Origin of the sequence: Afipia broomeae ATCC 49717, from assembly GCF_000314675.2 — a bacterium.
GTDB classification, from domain to species: Bacteria; Pseudomonadota; Alphaproteobacteria; order Rhizobiales; family Xanthobacteraceae; genus Afipia; species Afipia broomeae.
In genome coordinates this window covers 1,723,857-1,738,660 of the sequence record NZ_KB375282.1, presented here as the reverse complement: position 1 = coordinate 1,738,660, position 14,804 = coordinate 1,723,857, and the positions used below count along the sequence as shown (strand labels likewise).

The 14,804-nt window shown below is 62.8% G+C and carries 13 protein-coding genes; 7 read left to right on the top strand and 6 right to left on the bottom strand.

The annotated features are described in order from the left end of the window. Positions 1 to 81: 81 nt before the first annotated feature. Positions 82 to 615, bottom strand: a complete 534-nt coding sequence (locus HMPREF9695_RS08000) for a CreA family protein (RefSeq protein ID WP_006020326.1) — start codon at positions 613 to 615, stop codon at positions 82 to 84. Between the two features lie 255 nt (positions 616 to 870). Between HMPREF9695_RS08000 and HMPREF9695_RS07995 the strand changes: the two genes are divergently transcribed. The 5 genes from HMPREF9695_RS07995 to HMPREF9695_RS07975 all read left to right on the top strand — a co-directional run bounded on the left by HMPREF9695_RS07995 (position 871) and on the right by HMPREF9695_RS07975 (position 6,641). Further along, complete coding sequence (locus HMPREF9695_RS07995; RefSeq protein WP_006020325.1) at positions 871 to 2,559, top strand: L,D-transpeptidase; 1,689 nt, start codon at positions 871 to 873, stop codon at positions 2,557 to 2,559. Positions 2,560 to 2,620: 61 nt separating this feature from the next. Continuing rightward, complete coding sequence (locus HMPREF9695_RS07990) at positions 2,621 to 4,270, top strand: hypothetical protein (protein WP_006020324.1); 1,650 nt, start codon at positions 2,621 to 2,623, stop codon at positions 4,268 to 4,270. Positions 4,271 to 4,346: 76 nt separating this feature from the next. Next, positions 4,347 to 4,919 carry a glutathione peroxidase gene (locus HMPREF9695_RS07985; RefSeq protein ID WP_006020323.1) on the top strand — a complete coding sequence of 191 codons (573 nt, stop codon included), beginning with the start codon at positions 4,347 to 4,349 and terminating at the stop codon, positions 4,917 to 4,919. Between the two features lie 150 nt (positions 4,920 to 5,069). After that, complete coding sequence (locus HMPREF9695_RS07980) at positions 5,070 to 6,047, top strand: polysaccharide deacetylase family protein (RefSeq protein ID WP_041711523.1); 978 nt, start codon at positions 5,070 to 5,072, stop codon at positions 6,045 to 6,047. A 48-nt stretch (positions 6,048 to 6,095) separates the two neighbouring features. Further along, positions 6,096 to 6,641 carry a dihydrofolate reductase family protein gene (locus HMPREF9695_RS07975; RefSeq protein ID WP_006020321.1) on the top strand — a complete coding sequence of 182 codons (546 nt, stop codon included), beginning with the start codon at positions 6,096 to 6,098 and terminating at the stop codon, positions 6,639 to 6,641. Here the strand turns inward: HMPREF9695_RS07975 and HMPREF9695_RS07970 are convergent. The 5 genes from HMPREF9695_RS07970 to HMPREF9695_RS07950 all read right to left on the bottom strand — a co-directional run bounded on the left by HMPREF9695_RS07970 (position 6,638) and on the right by HMPREF9695_RS07950 (position 12,859). Further along, positions 6,638 to 7,093, bottom strand: coding sequence for a DoxX family protein (locus HMPREF9695_RS07970; protein WP_006020320.1), 456 nt, complete (start codon positions 7,091 to 7,093; stop codon positions 6,638 to 6,640). The genes HMPREF9695_RS07975 and HMPREF9695_RS07970 overlap by 4 nt on opposite strands. Before the next feature lie 47 nt (positions 7,094 to 7,140). Continuing rightward, complete coding sequence (locus HMPREF9695_RS07965; RefSeq protein WP_006020319.1) at positions 7,141 to 9,450, bottom strand: NADP-dependent malic enzyme; 2,310 nt, start codon at positions 9,448 to 9,450, stop codon at positions 7,141 to 7,143. A gap of 232 nt (positions 9,451 to 9,682) precedes the next feature. Further along, positions 9,683 to 11,449, bottom strand: a complete 1,767-nt coding sequence (gene aspS, locus HMPREF9695_RS07960) for an aspartate--tRNA ligase (RefSeq protein WP_006020318.1) — start codon at positions 11,447 to 11,449, stop codon at positions 9,683 to 9,685. 190 nt (positions 11,450 to 11,639) lie between these two features. Then, complete coding sequence (locus HMPREF9695_RS07955) at positions 11,640 to 12,488, bottom strand: VOC family protein (protein WP_006020317.1); 849 nt, start codon at positions 12,486 to 12,488, stop codon at positions 11,640 to 11,642. Between the two features lie 110 nt (positions 12,489 to 12,598). Continuing rightward, the gene (locus HMPREF9695_RS07950; RefSeq protein ID WP_006020316.1) at positions 12,599 to 12,859 is read right to left on the bottom strand and encodes a hypothetical protein; all 261 of its coding nucleotides are present in this window, start codon (positions 12,857 to 12,859) and stop codon (positions 12,599 to 12,601) included. Between the two features lie 164 nt (positions 12,860 to 13,023). On the opposite strand from HMPREF9695_RS07950, the gene rnd reads away from it, so the two are divergent. After that, positions 13,024 to 14,172, top strand: a complete 1,149-nt coding sequence (gene rnd, locus HMPREF9695_RS07945) for a ribonuclease D (protein WP_006020315.1) — start codon at positions 13,024 to 13,026, stop codon at positions 14,170 to 14,172. Between the two features lie 184 nt (positions 14,173 to 14,356). Then, positions 14,357 to 14,629 carry a DUF4242 domain-containing protein gene (locus tag HMPREF9695_RS07940; RefSeq protein ID WP_006020314.1) on the top strand — a complete coding sequence of 91 codons (273 nt, stop codon included), beginning with the start codon at positions 14,357 to 14,359 and terminating at the stop codon, positions 14,627 to 14,629. The last annotated feature ends 175 nt before the right edge of the window (positions 14,630 to 14,804 follow it).

The following is a 14,804-nucleotide window of genomic DNA, read 5'->3' as shown; positions in this document are numbered from 1 at the left end:
TCCGCCCTTTTGATTTTCGTTGTCGCTGCTTCAAGCGTCGATCAACCGAAAGGCAAAGGCAAGCTGCGTCGCAAAACGCGTCTACCCCGAAATGAAGTCACCGCATTTCTGGATGGTGTCGTTGCTGCCCCAGGGCATGATCGGCACGGAGGACGTCGAGTTCTTCGGCGAACCGTCGATCAGCTTGTCGGAATAGACCATGTAGACCAGCACGTTCCGCTTGGGATCGCAGCCGCGCACGATCTGCATCTTCTTGAAGAACAGCGAGCGGCGCTGGCGGAACATGTCCTCGCCCTGCGGCGCCTTGGACTTGAAGCGGATCGGCCCGATCTGGCGGCAGGCCAGCGAGATGTCGGAGACCTGCTCGGCGAGGCCCAGCCAGCCCTTGTAGCCGCCCTTCTCCGGCACGGTGAAATGGCAGGCCACGCCGTCAACCACCGGGTCATCGACGCCGTACGTTGCAAGTTTGTCATCCGGGCTCAGTAGCTTGAATACGGTCGAGCGCCGGAAGATCAGATCCGGCTCGTCGGCCGCGGCCAGTGGCGTTATGGCCAGCCACGCAAAGGCGGCGGCCAACAGCGCGGCGGCTGTCAGTCGGGTCGGTCGGAAGGGCATCGGGAGGCTCCAAGAAAAGGGTCTTCAGAACGGCTGGACGGCTGTCCCGCCGGGACCCCTCATGTGGGGTGGGTCGGGCTTCGTTGGAAGGCACGGAATTGTGACCGGGGACAACCCGCCGTTAAGCGCTTTTGAAGGCTCAAAGGCTAGCTTTTCGGCACCGTGAATCACGCAGAATGCGGTATCGAGGCCGGGCGGCGATGAACATTCAGCCAGTTGGCGACACTAATACTGGAATCAATTGAGGAATTTCGCGTGTACGGGAATAGGCTACCAGCTTCAGGCGACCAGCGGAAAACGCTCGGCATAACCTCCCCTTTTCCTGGCAATGACATCAGTTCCAGGCCGCTCCGGTCCATAGGGCTGCGAACCGCATGGCTCGCCACGGCGCTCACCGCCGGATTTGTGCTGCCTGCCGATGCCCAGGTCTACTGGCCGATGGACCCCGGCGCCACTTACTACCCGGAACCGCAGCATCACCTGGAGCCGCGCCGTCCGCGCGTTGCCCGCGCCAAACCGAAATTGCCCGATGCCCCGAAGGACACCGCAAAGCCGGTCGGCCCGATCGTGGTTGCGATCTCGATCGATCGGCAGACCTTGAAGCTCTACGACCAGAACGGCCTGTTCGCGGAATCGCCGGTCTCGACCGGCATGCGCGGCCATTCGACTCCGATGGGCGTGTTCAGCGTCATCCAGAAGAACAAGTATCACCGCTCGAACATCTACAGCGGCGCGCCGATGCCTTACATGCAGCGCATCACGTGGTCAGGCGTGGCGATGCATGCAGGCGTTCTGCCCGGCTATCCGGCCTCGCACGGCTGCATCCGCATGCCGATGAATTTCGCGATGCGGATGTGGGGCTGGACCCGCATGGGCGCACGCGTAATCATTACGCCCGGTGAAGTCTCACCGGCTGATTTTTCCCATCCGCTGCTGATCGCTCGCAAGCAGGGCACAAAACCCGTCGCTGCAGCGGCGGTGCCGGAGAGGCACACCGAGACGACGCCGAAATCAGACCGGTCGTCCATTGTCGACGCGGCGTCCCACGACAAGCCGCAATTGCGGCTGACATCGATTTCCGAAGACGCGCCCGTTCGCACGGCTGACGCCAGCGGCGCACTCCCGCAAAAGAGCGACGCCGACAGCGTCGTTGCGCAGGCATGGGATGCCAGCCGCGGCGGCGGTTCCTGGGATGCAGGCCGTGGCGGCGTTACGCCGGAGCCCGAAGCGGCCAAGGACGGGCCTAAGGAGAATGCCAATCCTCCGTCGCCGAACGCACCGAAAGACGGCGCAGCGGCCAAGGACGATGCCGCGAAAACCGACGGCAACGCCGGTGCTTCCGACGACAAGGCAGCCGGCGACAAGTCTCCCGATGCAACGCCTGCCGACAAAAAATCCGAGGCCCCGAAGACCGACAAGGATCAGACTCGCGTGACTGATACCGGCGCGGCACCGGCGCCGGTTGCGGTCGCGTCCGAAGGCTCTGCCGAGTTCATCGGGCCGGTCAAGCCGCGCACCGGGCATGTCGCCGTCTTCGTCAGCGCCAAGGAAAACAAGATTTACGTGCGGCAGAATTTCGAACCGTGGTTCGAAACGCCGGTGACGATCGCCGCATCGAACCGCCCGCTCGGCACGCACGTCTTCACGGTTCGCGCCGACAAGGACGACGCCGAGGCGCTGCGCTGGTCGGTGGTCTCGCTGCCATCCCCCGCACGTGTCGCGGAAGAGGCTCCGCGGCGCAGGCGCGGTGAGCCGGTTGCGGCCATCGCAGCCCCCGCTCCGCCGTCATCGCCAACCGAGGCGCTCGACCGCCTGTCCATCCCCGAAGAGACCATGACCCGGATCGCCTCCGCGCTGGCGCCTGGCGGATCGATCACCGTGTCGGATCGCGGCCTTGGCGACGAGACAGGACGGGGCACGGATTTCATCGTCCAGTTGCGGTAGCTGGCGATCCCGATCTGGCCGGTTGGCTTTCGGCCGGGCGTTAAGCTAGAACGCGCCGATCATGACAGCCTCACCCGATAGTCAGACCTCCGCCTCGCCATCCCCCAATGATCCGCGCAGCGACGCGCTCGCACGGCTGACACCATTCGGCTGGAACGGCGGACTGGCGTTCATCCTGGCGCTCCTCGCTGCATCATTTTTCCTCGCCGGCTATTTCGTCATCTACTGGCGCAACGCCGACATGGATTTCATGATCGTCTACAACGCGCTGGTCATGAACGATGGCAAGCCACAGGCGTTCTTCGATCATCCGTCATACTTCACCATCCTTTCGGTGAAGTGGTGGTTTCAGGTGATGCACTCGCTGGGACTGCTCGACGCATGGAAACTGTCGTCGATCCCATCGGCCCTGAACGTCCCCGCCTTCGATGCCGCGATGACGCAAGCCGTTCGCGCCGGCCGCATCGTGGCGTGGCTGACCGCAACCATCTTCGTCATCGGCTTCGCGGCACTCGCCCGCTGCATCTTCCGCGACTGGCGGATCGCACTGCTCGCGACGTTCGCGTTCGCATTCTCCGGCGGCATTGCGGTTCACATGCGGATTCTTCGCAGCGAACTGATCGCGGCGTGCCTTTTCACACTGGCATTGATGCTGCTGATCGCCGTCAGCCGCCGCGCCGGCAACTGGCGCCCGCTCGCGCTCGCCGGTGCCGCCGCGCTGTGCGTGCTAGGGATGGAGAACAAGGTCCAGATCATCCTGCTGATCGCAGCGCTGCCCGTCATCATGCTTCCCTTTGGCAGCGCGGACAGCGCCAGCGCGCCGTTCTGGCGCGGTTCGTCGGCATGGCTCGCAGTTCTGCTCTCGGCCATTGCCGCTGGCGTGATGCTCGCCCTTGCATGGCCGCTGATCGCTGCGGGGCTGGAGCCTGAATCGATCGACATCGCCCAGCTTCACGCTCTGATCGCCGGCAGGTTCGGCATCTATCAGATCGCCCTGCTCGGCTGGATCGGCGTCGGCATGATCGCATTCGCTGCGCTATGGCGCGTCAGCGCTGCCGAGACGCTGGCGTCAGTATTCGCGGTGACCGCCGGTGCATCGCTCGGACTGCTCGCGCTCTATCTGGAGTATGACCCGCAGAACGCCGTTGCGGTGATCAATCCGATCGAGAAGATGCTGGTGTTCGCGGATGCACCGGCCACATCGGCCACCGAAGGGGGAAAGATCTGGGCTGCGGTCGCCCTGCTGTTCGACGGCGTCAAATCCGTGCTCCAGCGCTACACGTTCGTGCTGTTCACGTCGCCGCGTCCCACCGTATTCCTCACCTGGCTCGTTTTCCCCGGCATCGTCTATGCGTGGCTCAGGGGCGAGCGGCAGACCGCAATTCAGGCGGCTGTTCTGCTGCTCTCCGCCATCGGCATCGATGCACTCGGCGTACGGCGCAATCTCAAGGCGGAATACTTCATCCTGACCGACCCGCTCATCATCATCGCCGGCGCTTTGCTGCTGGAGAAATTGAGCGATCTGCGGTTCAGCAAATGGGCCTATCCGATCGGCGTGGCGCTGATTGTCGCTCACGTCGCCGTCAGCCAGGCCGAGCCGGTCAAACACGTCCTGAAGCGCAGCGGTCCCGAATACATCTGCGAATGGAACGAGTATTACGAACCGCTGCTGCCGATGCCATGGTGCGACAAGCCGCCGAAGCGTCCTTGAGGATCGTCACGGGTTGTTGAAACTCCGGGCGGCGGCAATCCGTTATCTTGAGTGAATAACCCTCAGGGAGCGCATCATGATCGACCGCCGACGTGTGATAACAGCCATTGCGGCAGGCGCAGCGCTCCCGCTCACGGCGCGATCAGTGTTCGCACAGGCGGCCATGAGCCGCATGACCGCCTACGGCTTTTCCTTCCAGGGCCTGAAGGGCGGCGACATCCGCCTTGCCGACTTCGCCGGCAAACCGGTGCTGGTGGTGAACACCGCCTCGCTCTGCGGTTACACGCCGCAATATGCCGGCTTGCAGGAATTGTGGACGCAGTTTCGCGAGCGCGGCCTGATGATCATCGGCGTGCCGTCCAACGACTTCGGCGCGCAGGAGCCGGGCGGCGCCAGCGACATCGCGCACACCGCCGAGCAAACCTATCATGTCAGCTTCCCGATCACGGTCAAAACGAGCGTGAAAGGGCCGAACGCCCATCCCTTCTACAAATGGGCGGCGGCCGAGCGGCCTGCGGATCTTCCGAGCTGGAATTTCCACAAATACCTCGTTGGTCGGGACGGCCATATCGCCGAGGCATTTTCCTCGCGCATCGAGCCCACCGATACGCGCGTGGTCACCGCCGTGGCCCGCGCGCTGACCGCCTGACGGAACCCGCGCCCGCCTCGATTAACCCTGCCAACGCTCCTGTTGAAAATCGGTTGGCGCGTTTGCCGATGCAGGATTAGGCTGATGACCGGGGACTACGGCGGCGTCCGGCGGACCGGACGCGGGGATTTTGCGTTCAGGGGTACTAACATGCGTATCAAGGCAACATTTTTCGCCGCCAGCGCCATCTCGGTCTGCGCATTCACCAGCGTCTGGTCGCAGGCCCTTATCCCGCAGCGCACCACCCCACCTCCTGCTCCGGCGGTCGTTCCGGCTCCCGCACCCGCCCCTGCGGCAACGGCCGCACCGGCCCCGGCACCTGCTCCGGCTGCCGCAAAAGCCAACTGCGCCAACCCGAATGCCATCGGCGTCTCGCGCGTGGTGCAGATCGACACCACCGGCGGACCCGGCTTCGGCTTCGAGCATTTCAAGCAGCTCGACTTTTTGCGCGATAAGGAAGTGGTGCTGACGTTCGATGACGGACCATGGCCGGTCAACACGCCGTCGGTCCTCAAGACGCTCGCCGACGAATGCACCAAGGCGATCTTCTTCCCGATCGGCAAGCACGCGACCTACTATCCCGAAATTCTCAAGCACGTCGCGGCCGAGGGCCACACCATCGGCGCGCACACCTGGTCGCATGCCAATCTCAACAACAAGAAGCTGACCGAGGCGCAGCAGAAGGAAGAGATCGAGAAAGGCTTCAGCGCCGTCAAATGGGCACTCGGCGCCGCACCGTCGCCGCTGTTCCGTTTCCCCGCGCTTCAGCACCCGCCCGCGATGGTGACGTATCTCGGCGAGCGCAACATCTCGATCTGGTCATGCGATCTCGACTCGTTCGACTTCAAGGCCAGCACGGCGCAGAAGATCGTCGACACCGTCATGACGAAGCTCGACAAGTTCGGCAAAGGCATCGTGCTGATGCACGATTTCCAGAAGCACACCGCAGAAGCCCTGCCTGAACTGATGAAGCGGCTGAAGGCGGGCGGCTACAAGGTGGTTCAGGTCAAGGCCAAGGCCCCGATGCAGACCATCGCGCAATACGACGAGGAAGTCGTCAAGGGACTGAAGCTGCCGACGGTAAGTTCGCGTCCGCTTAACAGCGTGGTGCAGACCATTTCCGAGTAACGGAAAATGCCCACTTGCGGTTGTCCGGGAAATGGCTAAACCGCACGCATGCGCATTGAAGGCTATGTGATCGTTTCCGCCGACGGCATGCTCGCCGATGTGCACGGCGTCATGCCTGCTTCGCTGAAGTTCGACGCCGATCAGAAGTTCTTTGACACTGCGCTGGACGCGGCCGACCTGATCGTTCACGGCAAATACTCTTTCGAGGACCAGCCGCATTCGCCGCAGCGTACGCGCATCATCCTGACGCGCAGCGTCGCCGCCCTCGCCCCCGATCCATCAAATCCCAAAGCAACCTTGTGGAATCCCGCAGGGGCGTCCTTCGAGGAAGCCTGCCGTCATGCCGGCGTCACCAGCGGAACAGCGGCGATCATCGGCGGTCCCGGTGTGTTCGAGATGTTCATGGATCGCTACGACACATTCTGGCTGTCGCAGGCGCACCGTTTGAAAATTCCGGGCGGCACCGGCGGCTTCCCCGGCGTGCCGGCGCGCTCACCGCAGGATATTCTCGCCGCTCATGGTCTCAAGCCAGCAGAGACCCGCGTTCTCGATGCCGCGCAAGGCGTCGATGTGACGGCGTGGCGGCGAAGCTAGACGCCGGTGTAGCGGCCGCTGTCTTCCATGGCCACCGGACGCGGATAGCCCGCGATCACCAGGAGGCCGCCGATCAGCGACAGGTTCTTCAGCGCGTGGATCATGTTGTTGATGCGATCCGCGCCGGTCATGTCCCAGAAATTGTGGAAATAGAACGTCGTCACCGCGACGAACAGCACCAGCAGCCAGGCAAAGGTCCGCGTGCCGAAGTTCAGTGCGATTAACAGTCCGCCGACAACTTCCAGCGCGCCCGCCAGGATCGCCAGCATCTGCGCGGTCGGCATCCCTGTGATGCCCTCAAGCTGGGCCGTGTACTGTGTCAGCATCGCCGGAAGGACGACCTTCTCGGTGATCGCCTGGGTCGTCGAGGCGATATCGAACAGCTTGGAGGCGCCGGAAAACACAAACAGAACGACGAACAGAACACGTCCGACAGTAACGATGGCTGGCATTTGGCGGCCCCGCAAAAATCCCTGAACAGACTATACAGGAGTTCCTGTCAGCCGAACAGCGTTGGCTGCTGCCGCCCCGCCCGCTCCTGCGCCTCGACCGCCGCGACCGCCGTCATGTTGAGAATCCCGCGCGCCGTCACCGACGGCGTCAGGATGTGCGCCGGACGCGTCGGTCCGATCAGGATCGGTCCGACCGGAAGTGCGTCGGCGAGGATCTTGATCATCTGGTAGGCGATGTTGGCCGCATCGAGGTTCGGCATGATCAGGATGTTTGCCGACCCTTCGAGCCGCGAATGTGGCAGCACGAGCTTGCGAGACAGCTCGGTCAGCGCAGAATCGCCGTGCATTTCGCCGTCGGCCTCAATCTCCGGATGATCGTTCACAAGGATCTCGGTGGCGCGCCGCATTTTCTGTGCAGACGCGGAATCGTAGCTTCCGAAATCCGAATGCGACAGGAACGCGACCTTGGGCTTGATCCCGAAGCGTTGCACATGCACAGCGGCAAGCGCCGCCATTTCCGCCAGTTCTTCCGCCGTCGGATTGGGGCGGATCTGGGTATCGGCGATGAAATACGAGCCCTTGCTGGTGATGACGAGCGCCAGTGCCGAATAGTCCGCGAGTCCCGGCGTCACGCCGATGATTTCGCGAATGCGCCGCAGATGGCTCATGTACCGGCCATCGACGCCGCACAGCATGGCGTCGGCCTCGCCCCGCGCGACCGCCAACGCCGCGATCACGGTGGCATTGGTGCGCACCAGCGTCCGCGCCGCTTCCGGCGTGATGCCGTGCCGTCCGGCCAGATCGATGTAGCTCTGGACATAGGAACGGTAGCGCGGATCGTCCTCGGGATTGATCAGGTCGAAATCGCTGCCGGGATTGATCGAGAGGCCAAACCGCTTGATGCGCGCGGCGACCACGGACGGACGGCCGACCAGGATCGGACGCGCCAGCTTTTCCTCAAGCACCACCTGCACCGCGCGCAGCACGCGCTCGTCCTCGCCCTCGGCGTAGATCACGCGCACCGGCTGCGTCTTGGCCTTCGCGAACACCGGCTTCATGACCAGACCCGAGCGGAATGCGAAACGGTCGAGCTGGCTGGTATAGGCGTCAAAGTCGGTAATGGGCCGCGTCGCCACGCCGGACTCCATGGCGGCCTTCGCCACCGCCGGTGCCACGCGCAGGATCAGCCGGGGATCGAACGGCGACGGGATCAGCGAGCCGGGACCGAAGCCCTGCGTCTCACCGCCGTCGAAACGCACCACCACATCGGACGGCGGATCGCGCGCGAGCTGCGCCAGTGCATCCACCGCGGCAACCTTCATCGCCTCGTTGATCGCCGTGGCGCCGACATCGAGCGCGCCGCGGAAGATGAAGGGGAAGCACAGGACGTTGTTGACCTGGTTCGGGAAGTCCGAGCGGCCGGTGCAGATCATCGCATCGGGCCGCGCCTTGCGCGCCTCATCCGGCATGATCTCGGGATTCGGATTGGCGAGCGCCATCACCAGAGGCTGGTCGGCCATGGCCTTGACCATCTCGGGCTTGAGGACGCCGCCGGCTGACACGCCAAGGAAAATGTCCGCGCCGCCGATCACATCGCCCAGCGTACGCTTGTCGGTCTTCTGCGCGTAGACGGCCTTCCACTTGTCCATCAGCGTATTGCGGCCTTCATAGACAAGACCGTCGATATCGCAGACCCAGATGTTCTTGCGCTGCGCGCCAAGCGACACCAGCAGATTGAGACAGGCGATCGCAGCGGCGCCCGCGCCCGACGCCACAATCTTGCAGTCTTCCAGCTTCTTGCCGTTGATCAGCAGCGCATTGCGGACTGCTGCGCAGACGATGATGGCCGTGCCGTGCTGATCGTCGTGAAAGACGGGAATCTTCATCCGCGCCTTGAGCTGCTCCTCGATCTCGAAGCACTCCGGCCCCTTGATGTCTTCGAGGTTGATGCCGCCGAAGGTCGGCTCCAGCGCGGCCACCGTCTCCACCACGCGCGCGATGGTGTCGGCGGCGATCTCGATGTCGAACACATCGATGCCGGCAAACTTCTTGAACAGGACGGCCTTGCCCTCCATCACCGGCTTGGACGCCAGCGGACCGATGTTGCCGAGGCCGAGCACGGCGGTGCCGTTGCTGACGACGGCGACAAGATTGGAGCGGGTTGTCAGTGTCGCCGCCTCATGGGGATCGGCGGCAATGGCTTCGCACGCCGCAGCCACGCCCGGCGAATAGGCCAGCGCGAGGTCGCGCTGGTTGGCCAGCGGCTTGGTCGCCTGAATCTCGAGTTTGCCGGGCTTCGGAAGTCGATGATACGCCAACGCCGCGAGGCGAAGTTCTTCAGACAACGTCGACGCCATACCCGCTCCCGATATTCTCTTTGCCCCGGCTTGCGCCGGTGCTGTTTAGTCCCGTCCTGCGACGGTTATGCGATTCAGTACTCGTGTCCCGAATCCGAAGTTTGCATCATTTATCAGCGCGTCTCATAGCGAACTTCGGATTCAAAGGGACACTAGAAATTATAATTCCAGTGCGGTTTCGGTTCGCAAGTCCAGCATGACGCAGAATGATGCGGACTTGCGAACCGCCGCACTAGGGCAGATTGAGCCTGATATGCAGTTCGCGCAACTGCTTGAGCGAGACCTCCGATGGCGCGCCCATGAGCAGATCTTCGGCACGCTGGTTCATCGGGAACAGCGAGATTTCGCGCAGGTTGTTCGTACCGCAAAGCAACATGACAATGCGATCGACACCGGCGGCCATGCCGCCATGCGGCGGTGCGCCATACTGGAACGCGCGATACATGCCGCCGAAACGCTCGATGACCGTTTCCTCGCCATAGCCCGCGATCTCGAACGCCTTCACCATCGCCTGCGGGCGATGGTTGCGGATGCCGCCCGACGCAATCTCGTAACCGTTGCAGGCGATGTCGTACTGGAATGCCTTGATCGTGAGCGGGTCCTGCGTCTCCAGCGCTTCGAGGCCACCCTGCGGCATCGAGAACGGGTTGTGCGAGAAGTCGACCTTCTTGTCTTCCTCGTTGTACTCGTACATCGGGAAGTCGACGATCCATGCGAGCTCGAACCGGTCCTTGTCGATCAGGTTCAGCTCTTCGCCGAGCTTCGTGCGTGCGAGGCCTGCGAACTTCCAGAACTTCTGCGGATCGCCGGCAACGAAGAATGCGGCGTCGCCTTCCTTGAGGCCGAGCTGCTCGCGGATCGCGGCGGTGCGCTCGGGTCCGATGTTGTTGGCGAGCGGGCCTGCGCCCTCGCCGCCTTCGCGCCACATGATGTAGCCGAGGCCCGGCTGTCCTTCGCCCTGCGCCCACGAATTCATCCTGTCGCAGAAGGCACGCGAACCGCCGCCCGGCCCGGGGATCGCCCAGACCTGATTGGTCGCGTCTTCGAGCATGCGTGCGAACACCTTGAAGCCCGAACCGCGGAAGTGTTCGGACACATCCTGCATCACCAGAGGATTGCGCAGGTCCGGCTTGTCGGTGCCGTACTTGCGCAGGCTTTCAGCGAACGGTATGCGCGGCCACTTCTTGGTGACCGGCTTGCCGTTGGCGAACTCCTCGAACACGCCAGTGATCACCGGCTCCATCGCCGCGAACACGTCTTCCTGCGTGACGAAGCTCATCTCCAAATCGAGCTGATAGAACTCGCCGGGCAGACGGTCGGCACGCGGGTCTTCGTCGCGGAAGCACGGCGCGATCTGGAAGTAGCGGTCGAAGCCCGACATCATCAGCAACTGCTTGTACTGCTGCGGCGCCTGCGGCAGCGCGTAGAACTTGCCGGGATGAATGCGCGACGGCACCAGGAAGTCGCGCGCGCCTTCCGGCGACGACGCGGTCAGGATCGGCGTCTGGAATTCGAAGAACCCGGCCTTCTTCATCCGCGCACGCATCGAGTCGACGATGGCGCCGCGGGTCATGATGTTCTGGTGCAGCTTCTCGCGGCGAAGGTCGAGGAAGCGGTACTTCAGCCGGATTTCTTCCGGGTATTCCTGATCGCCGAACACAGGCATCGGCAGTTCGCCTGCTTCGCCCAGCACTTCGATATCGGCGATAAACACTTCGACCGTGCCAGTCGGCAGATCAGGATTGTCGGTGCCTTCGGGACGGCGGCGAACCTTGCCATCGATCTTCACCACCCACTCGGCGCGCAGCTTTTCGGCTAGAGAGAATGCCTTCGAATCCGGATCGATCACGCATTGCGTCATTCCGTAGTGGTCGCGCAGGTCGATGAACAGCAGTCCACCATGATCGCGGATGCGGTGACACCAGCCGGACAGCCGGACCTCCTGGCCAATGTCGGAATCGCGGAGGGCGCCGCAGGTGTGGGAACGATAACGGTGCATGGAAATCCTGGAAAACGGCGTCAGAGGGCAGAATCAAGGGATACGGGCGCTGGTGCGCGCGCGCAGGGTTTACCCGAGCGAAGGGAACGCGGCAACCGGATGGTGCCGGTTACCCTCCCATATGGCGGGAAAAAGCTTAATAAAAACAACGCCCCCGCCAGCGGTCTTGAAGGCCGGGCATGAAGTCTTGCTAGGCCTCGCGCTTGTCCTGCTGGATCACGATGGTCGGGACGCCAAAGGTCCCGGTCCGCACCGTGAAAACCTGCGTGCCCGGCTTGCGGCCTTCGCGCAGTTCGGAGACCTCAAGGCCCGCCTTCTCAAGCCGGCTCCGAGTCGCCGCGACGTCGGCGACACGCCATGAGACGCCGTAAATCTTGTCAGGGCCGTCGCTCCGGCCGTCCTTGAGGCGATGGATGACCTCGAACACCAGACCGCCGGTCCTGAAAAACAGAAAGCGCGTTCCTAGCGCCTCGATGGTCCGGTCGAGTTTCATGTCGAACCCGAGCCGCGCGCCGTAGAGCGCCGCGGTCCGCTCGGGATCCGGTGTCGCGATCACGAGATGATCAAGCATCTCGACCGAAGCCGGCGCGATCTCAGGCGAGCGTGCGAGCCGTTCGCCCCGCTGAAGAAAGAATAGCCGGATGCCATGGGTGGACTCCGCCGACGCGCGGGTGCGCTTCCATGTCAGCGTACGGCCCGAGGCTAGGTTCGTGCTCGCGCCATCGCTGATAGCTTCAGGCGCAAGGCCAAGACGCGTCAGGCGATGATGCGCTTTTTCGATGTCGCCAACTTCAAAGGCCAGACTGGCGAGCCCCTCGCCCTGCTTCTCGAGCGCGGCACGGACGCGACCGGCAGCCTCGCCCTCGCCCGCAGGCGCCATCAGTTCAAGCGAGGTGTTGTTGAGCACAAAGATCGCGGTGGCTGCGCCGTCGCTTTGCGCGCGCCACACCGGCGCGCGGCCGAGCAGCGTCTGATAACCGGCAACACCGGCTTCGATGTCGCGAACCAGAACGACGGCGTGATCAAGTCCAGTAATCATGATGGTGACAAAGCTCGCATGGGAAGCCGCACCTAATCATGTCATCGCGGGCAATGCAGCCCCCTTGCCGCCGTGCATGCCACCTCTGAATTTCACATTGCGGAATGTTGCTAGCGATCCTGACGGCAGCGCCACTCACGCCGGCCTTTCCTTTTGATGCGCTCGTCTGGCCGGCAGGTTTCGGAGAGATCAATATCGTGAAACGTCCGGGTCTTTACGTCGAGGTTGATCGTTGCGTTGAGATTGACGTGAGGCCGGATCGGGATGTGGGTCCCGGCGTTGACATTGAGGTTGTTCGCCAAGGCCGCGGGAACCAGCGATACGATCATGAGACCTGCGGCTACAGCCTTGATGCGAAATCTCCCCGCCATGGCGAAACTCCCTGAAAATAGTGCATTGCGGCAATGATCATTGGTCGCGCGGCGCGTGCGGCGGGTTCAGATCGGGGCGGAGATGTCTCCGCCATGCCCTACAGCCTGCCCTGACAGCCGATTTTCGCATGGAAAAATCCGTTCAAGGCGTTCATAACCCCCGCATGGAAATCATTACCACCACCGACGAACTCACCGCCGTCTGCAATCGCCTCGCCAAACACCGCGTCATCACAGTCGATACCGAGTTTTTGCGCGAAACCACCTATTATCCTCTGCTCTGTGTCGTTCAGTTGGCCAGCGCGGACGAAGCCGCCGTGGTCGATGCGCTCGCCGAGGGAATCGACCTCAAGCCATTCTTTGACCTGATGGCCAACGAGAATGTGCTGAAGGTGTTCCACGCTGCGCGGCAGGACATCGAAATCATCTTTCACCGCGCCGGCATCATTCCGCATCCGGTGTTCGATACGCAGGTCGCCGCCATGGTTCTCGGCTATGGCGACAGCATCGCCTACGACCAGCTTGTCGAGCGCATCACCGGTCATCGTCCCGATAAAACCCATCGCTTCACCGACTGGTCGAACCGTCCGCTGACGCAGGACCAGATCACCTATGCGGTCGCCGACGTCACGCATCTGCGCGATGTGTTCGCGGCGCTCGACGCCGATCTCAAGAAACGCGGCCGCAGCGAATGGGTCAGCGAGGAGATGGAAATTCTCACCTCGCCGAAAACCTATGACTTCCATCCGGAGCGCGCATGGGAGCGGCTCAAGACGCGCGTCCGCAAGCCGAAAGAACTCGCGGTGCTGATGGAAGTCGCGGCGTGGCGCGAGCAGGAAGCACAGAGCCGCGACGTGCCGCGCTCGCGCGTGCTGAAGGACGACGCCATCGGCGACATCGCCACCCATGCGCCCACCACACTCGAGCGGCTGGCAGGTCTGCGGTCGCTGCCAAAGGGCTTCGACAAATCAAAATGGGGCCAGGACATTCTCGCCGCGGTGAAGCGCGGAATTGCGCGCGACCTGACCAAGTTGCCGAAGCTCGACAAGCCGCGCGGCAATGCCAATGGCGGCGCGACCGTCGAATTGCTGAAAGTTCTCTTGCGCATGACCTCGGAACAGCACGCGGTCGCCAGCAAGGTGATCGCGACCGTGGACGACCTCGAACAGATCGCGGCCGACGACAACGCCGATGTCGGCGCGCTGCACGGCTGGCGCCGCGAACTGTTCGGCGAAGCTGCGCTGGCTTTGAAGAAAGGCCGCCTCGCGCTGGCCATCGACAAGGGCCGCGTGGTGCGGGTCGATCGCGAATAACATTTCGCCTCAGGCAACCCAGACCGGCCACACGCCCCTGTGATGATACAGGGGCGTTTTCGTATTTGCCTGCCGGTCCGCCGGTGTCACAATCACCCCCTTACATTGTCAATAATGTCGTCTGTTTTACCGTCCTTCCATGGACGATCTTGTCCTCCGTCAACACCAGCACGGAGTGAGACCCATGAAGCGCTACGTTATCGAACGTGAATTGCCCGGCGTCGCCAACCTGAGCCCCGCACAGCTCAAGGAAACCGCCGCGACCTCCAACGACGCGCTCGCCAAGCTGGCGGGAAAGGCACAATGGCTCCAGTCATTCGTCGTGGATGACAAGACATTCTGCATCTACCTCGCCGAAAACGAAGCCGCCGTTCAAGCGCACGCACGATTGAGCGGCATTCCAGCAACCAAGGTGTCAGAGGTGCGCGGCGTCATCGACCCGACGACGGCATCCTGAAAAGCGCGGCGCCGCCGCGCGAAGTTTGTCGGCGGCGTCGGTACCCATCACGGAGTTTCGTCATGACAGGAGAATTGATTGTCCTGATCGCACTGTGTCGCACGATAGCGACCTATATCAGCGCGCTCATGGGAAAATAACACACACAGTCAGCAAGCAGGTTTCACCATTTGGT

Coding starts and splice junctions, on each gene's coding strand:
- HMPREF9695_RS07950 (WP_006020316.1), bottom strand. CDS start 12,859: ATGGCGGGGAGATTTCGCATCAAGGCTGTAGCCGCAGGTCTCATGATC.
- HMPREF9695_RS07940 (WP_006020314.1), top strand. CDS start 14,357: ATGAAGCGCTACGTTATCGAACGTGAATTGCCCGGCGTCGCCAACCTG.
- HMPREF9695_RS07955 (WP_006020317.1), bottom strand. CDS start 12,488: ATGATTACTGGACTTGATCACGCCGTCGTTCTGGTTCGCGACATCGAA.
- HMPREF9695_RS08000 (WP_006020326.1), bottom strand. CDS start 615: ATGCCCTTCCGACCGACCCGACTGACAGCCGCCGCGCTGTTGGCCGCC.
- HMPREF9695_RS07970 (WP_006020320.1), bottom strand. CDS start 7,093: ATGCCAGCCATCGTTACTGTCGGACGTGTTCTGTTCGTCGTTCTGTTT.
- HMPREF9695_RS07985 (WP_006020323.1), top strand. CDS start 4,347: ATGATCGACCGCCGACGTGTGATAACAGCCATTGCGGCAGGCGCAGCG.
- HMPREF9695_RS07990 (WP_006020324.1), top strand. CDS start 2,621: ATGACAGCCTCACCCGATAGTCAGACCTCCGCCTCGCCATCCCCCAAT.
- aspS (WP_006020318.1), bottom strand. CDS start 11,449: ATGCACCGTTATCGTTCCCACACCTGCGGCGCCCTCCGCGATTCCGAC.
- HMPREF9695_RS07965 (WP_006020319.1), bottom strand. CDS start 9,450: ATGGCGTCGACGTTGTCTGAAGAACTTCGCCTCGCGGCGTTGGCGTAT.
- HMPREF9695_RS07980 (WP_041711523.1), top strand. CDS start 5,070: ATGCGTATCAAGGCAACATTTTTCGCCGCCAGCGCCATCTCGGTCTGC.
- rnd (WP_006020315.1), top strand. CDS start 13,024: ATGGAAATCATTACCACCACCGACGAACTCACCGCCGTCTGCAATCGC.
- HMPREF9695_RS07975 (WP_006020321.1), top strand. CDS start 6,096: ATGCGCATTGAAGGCTATGTGATCGTTTCCGCCGACGGCATGCTCGCC.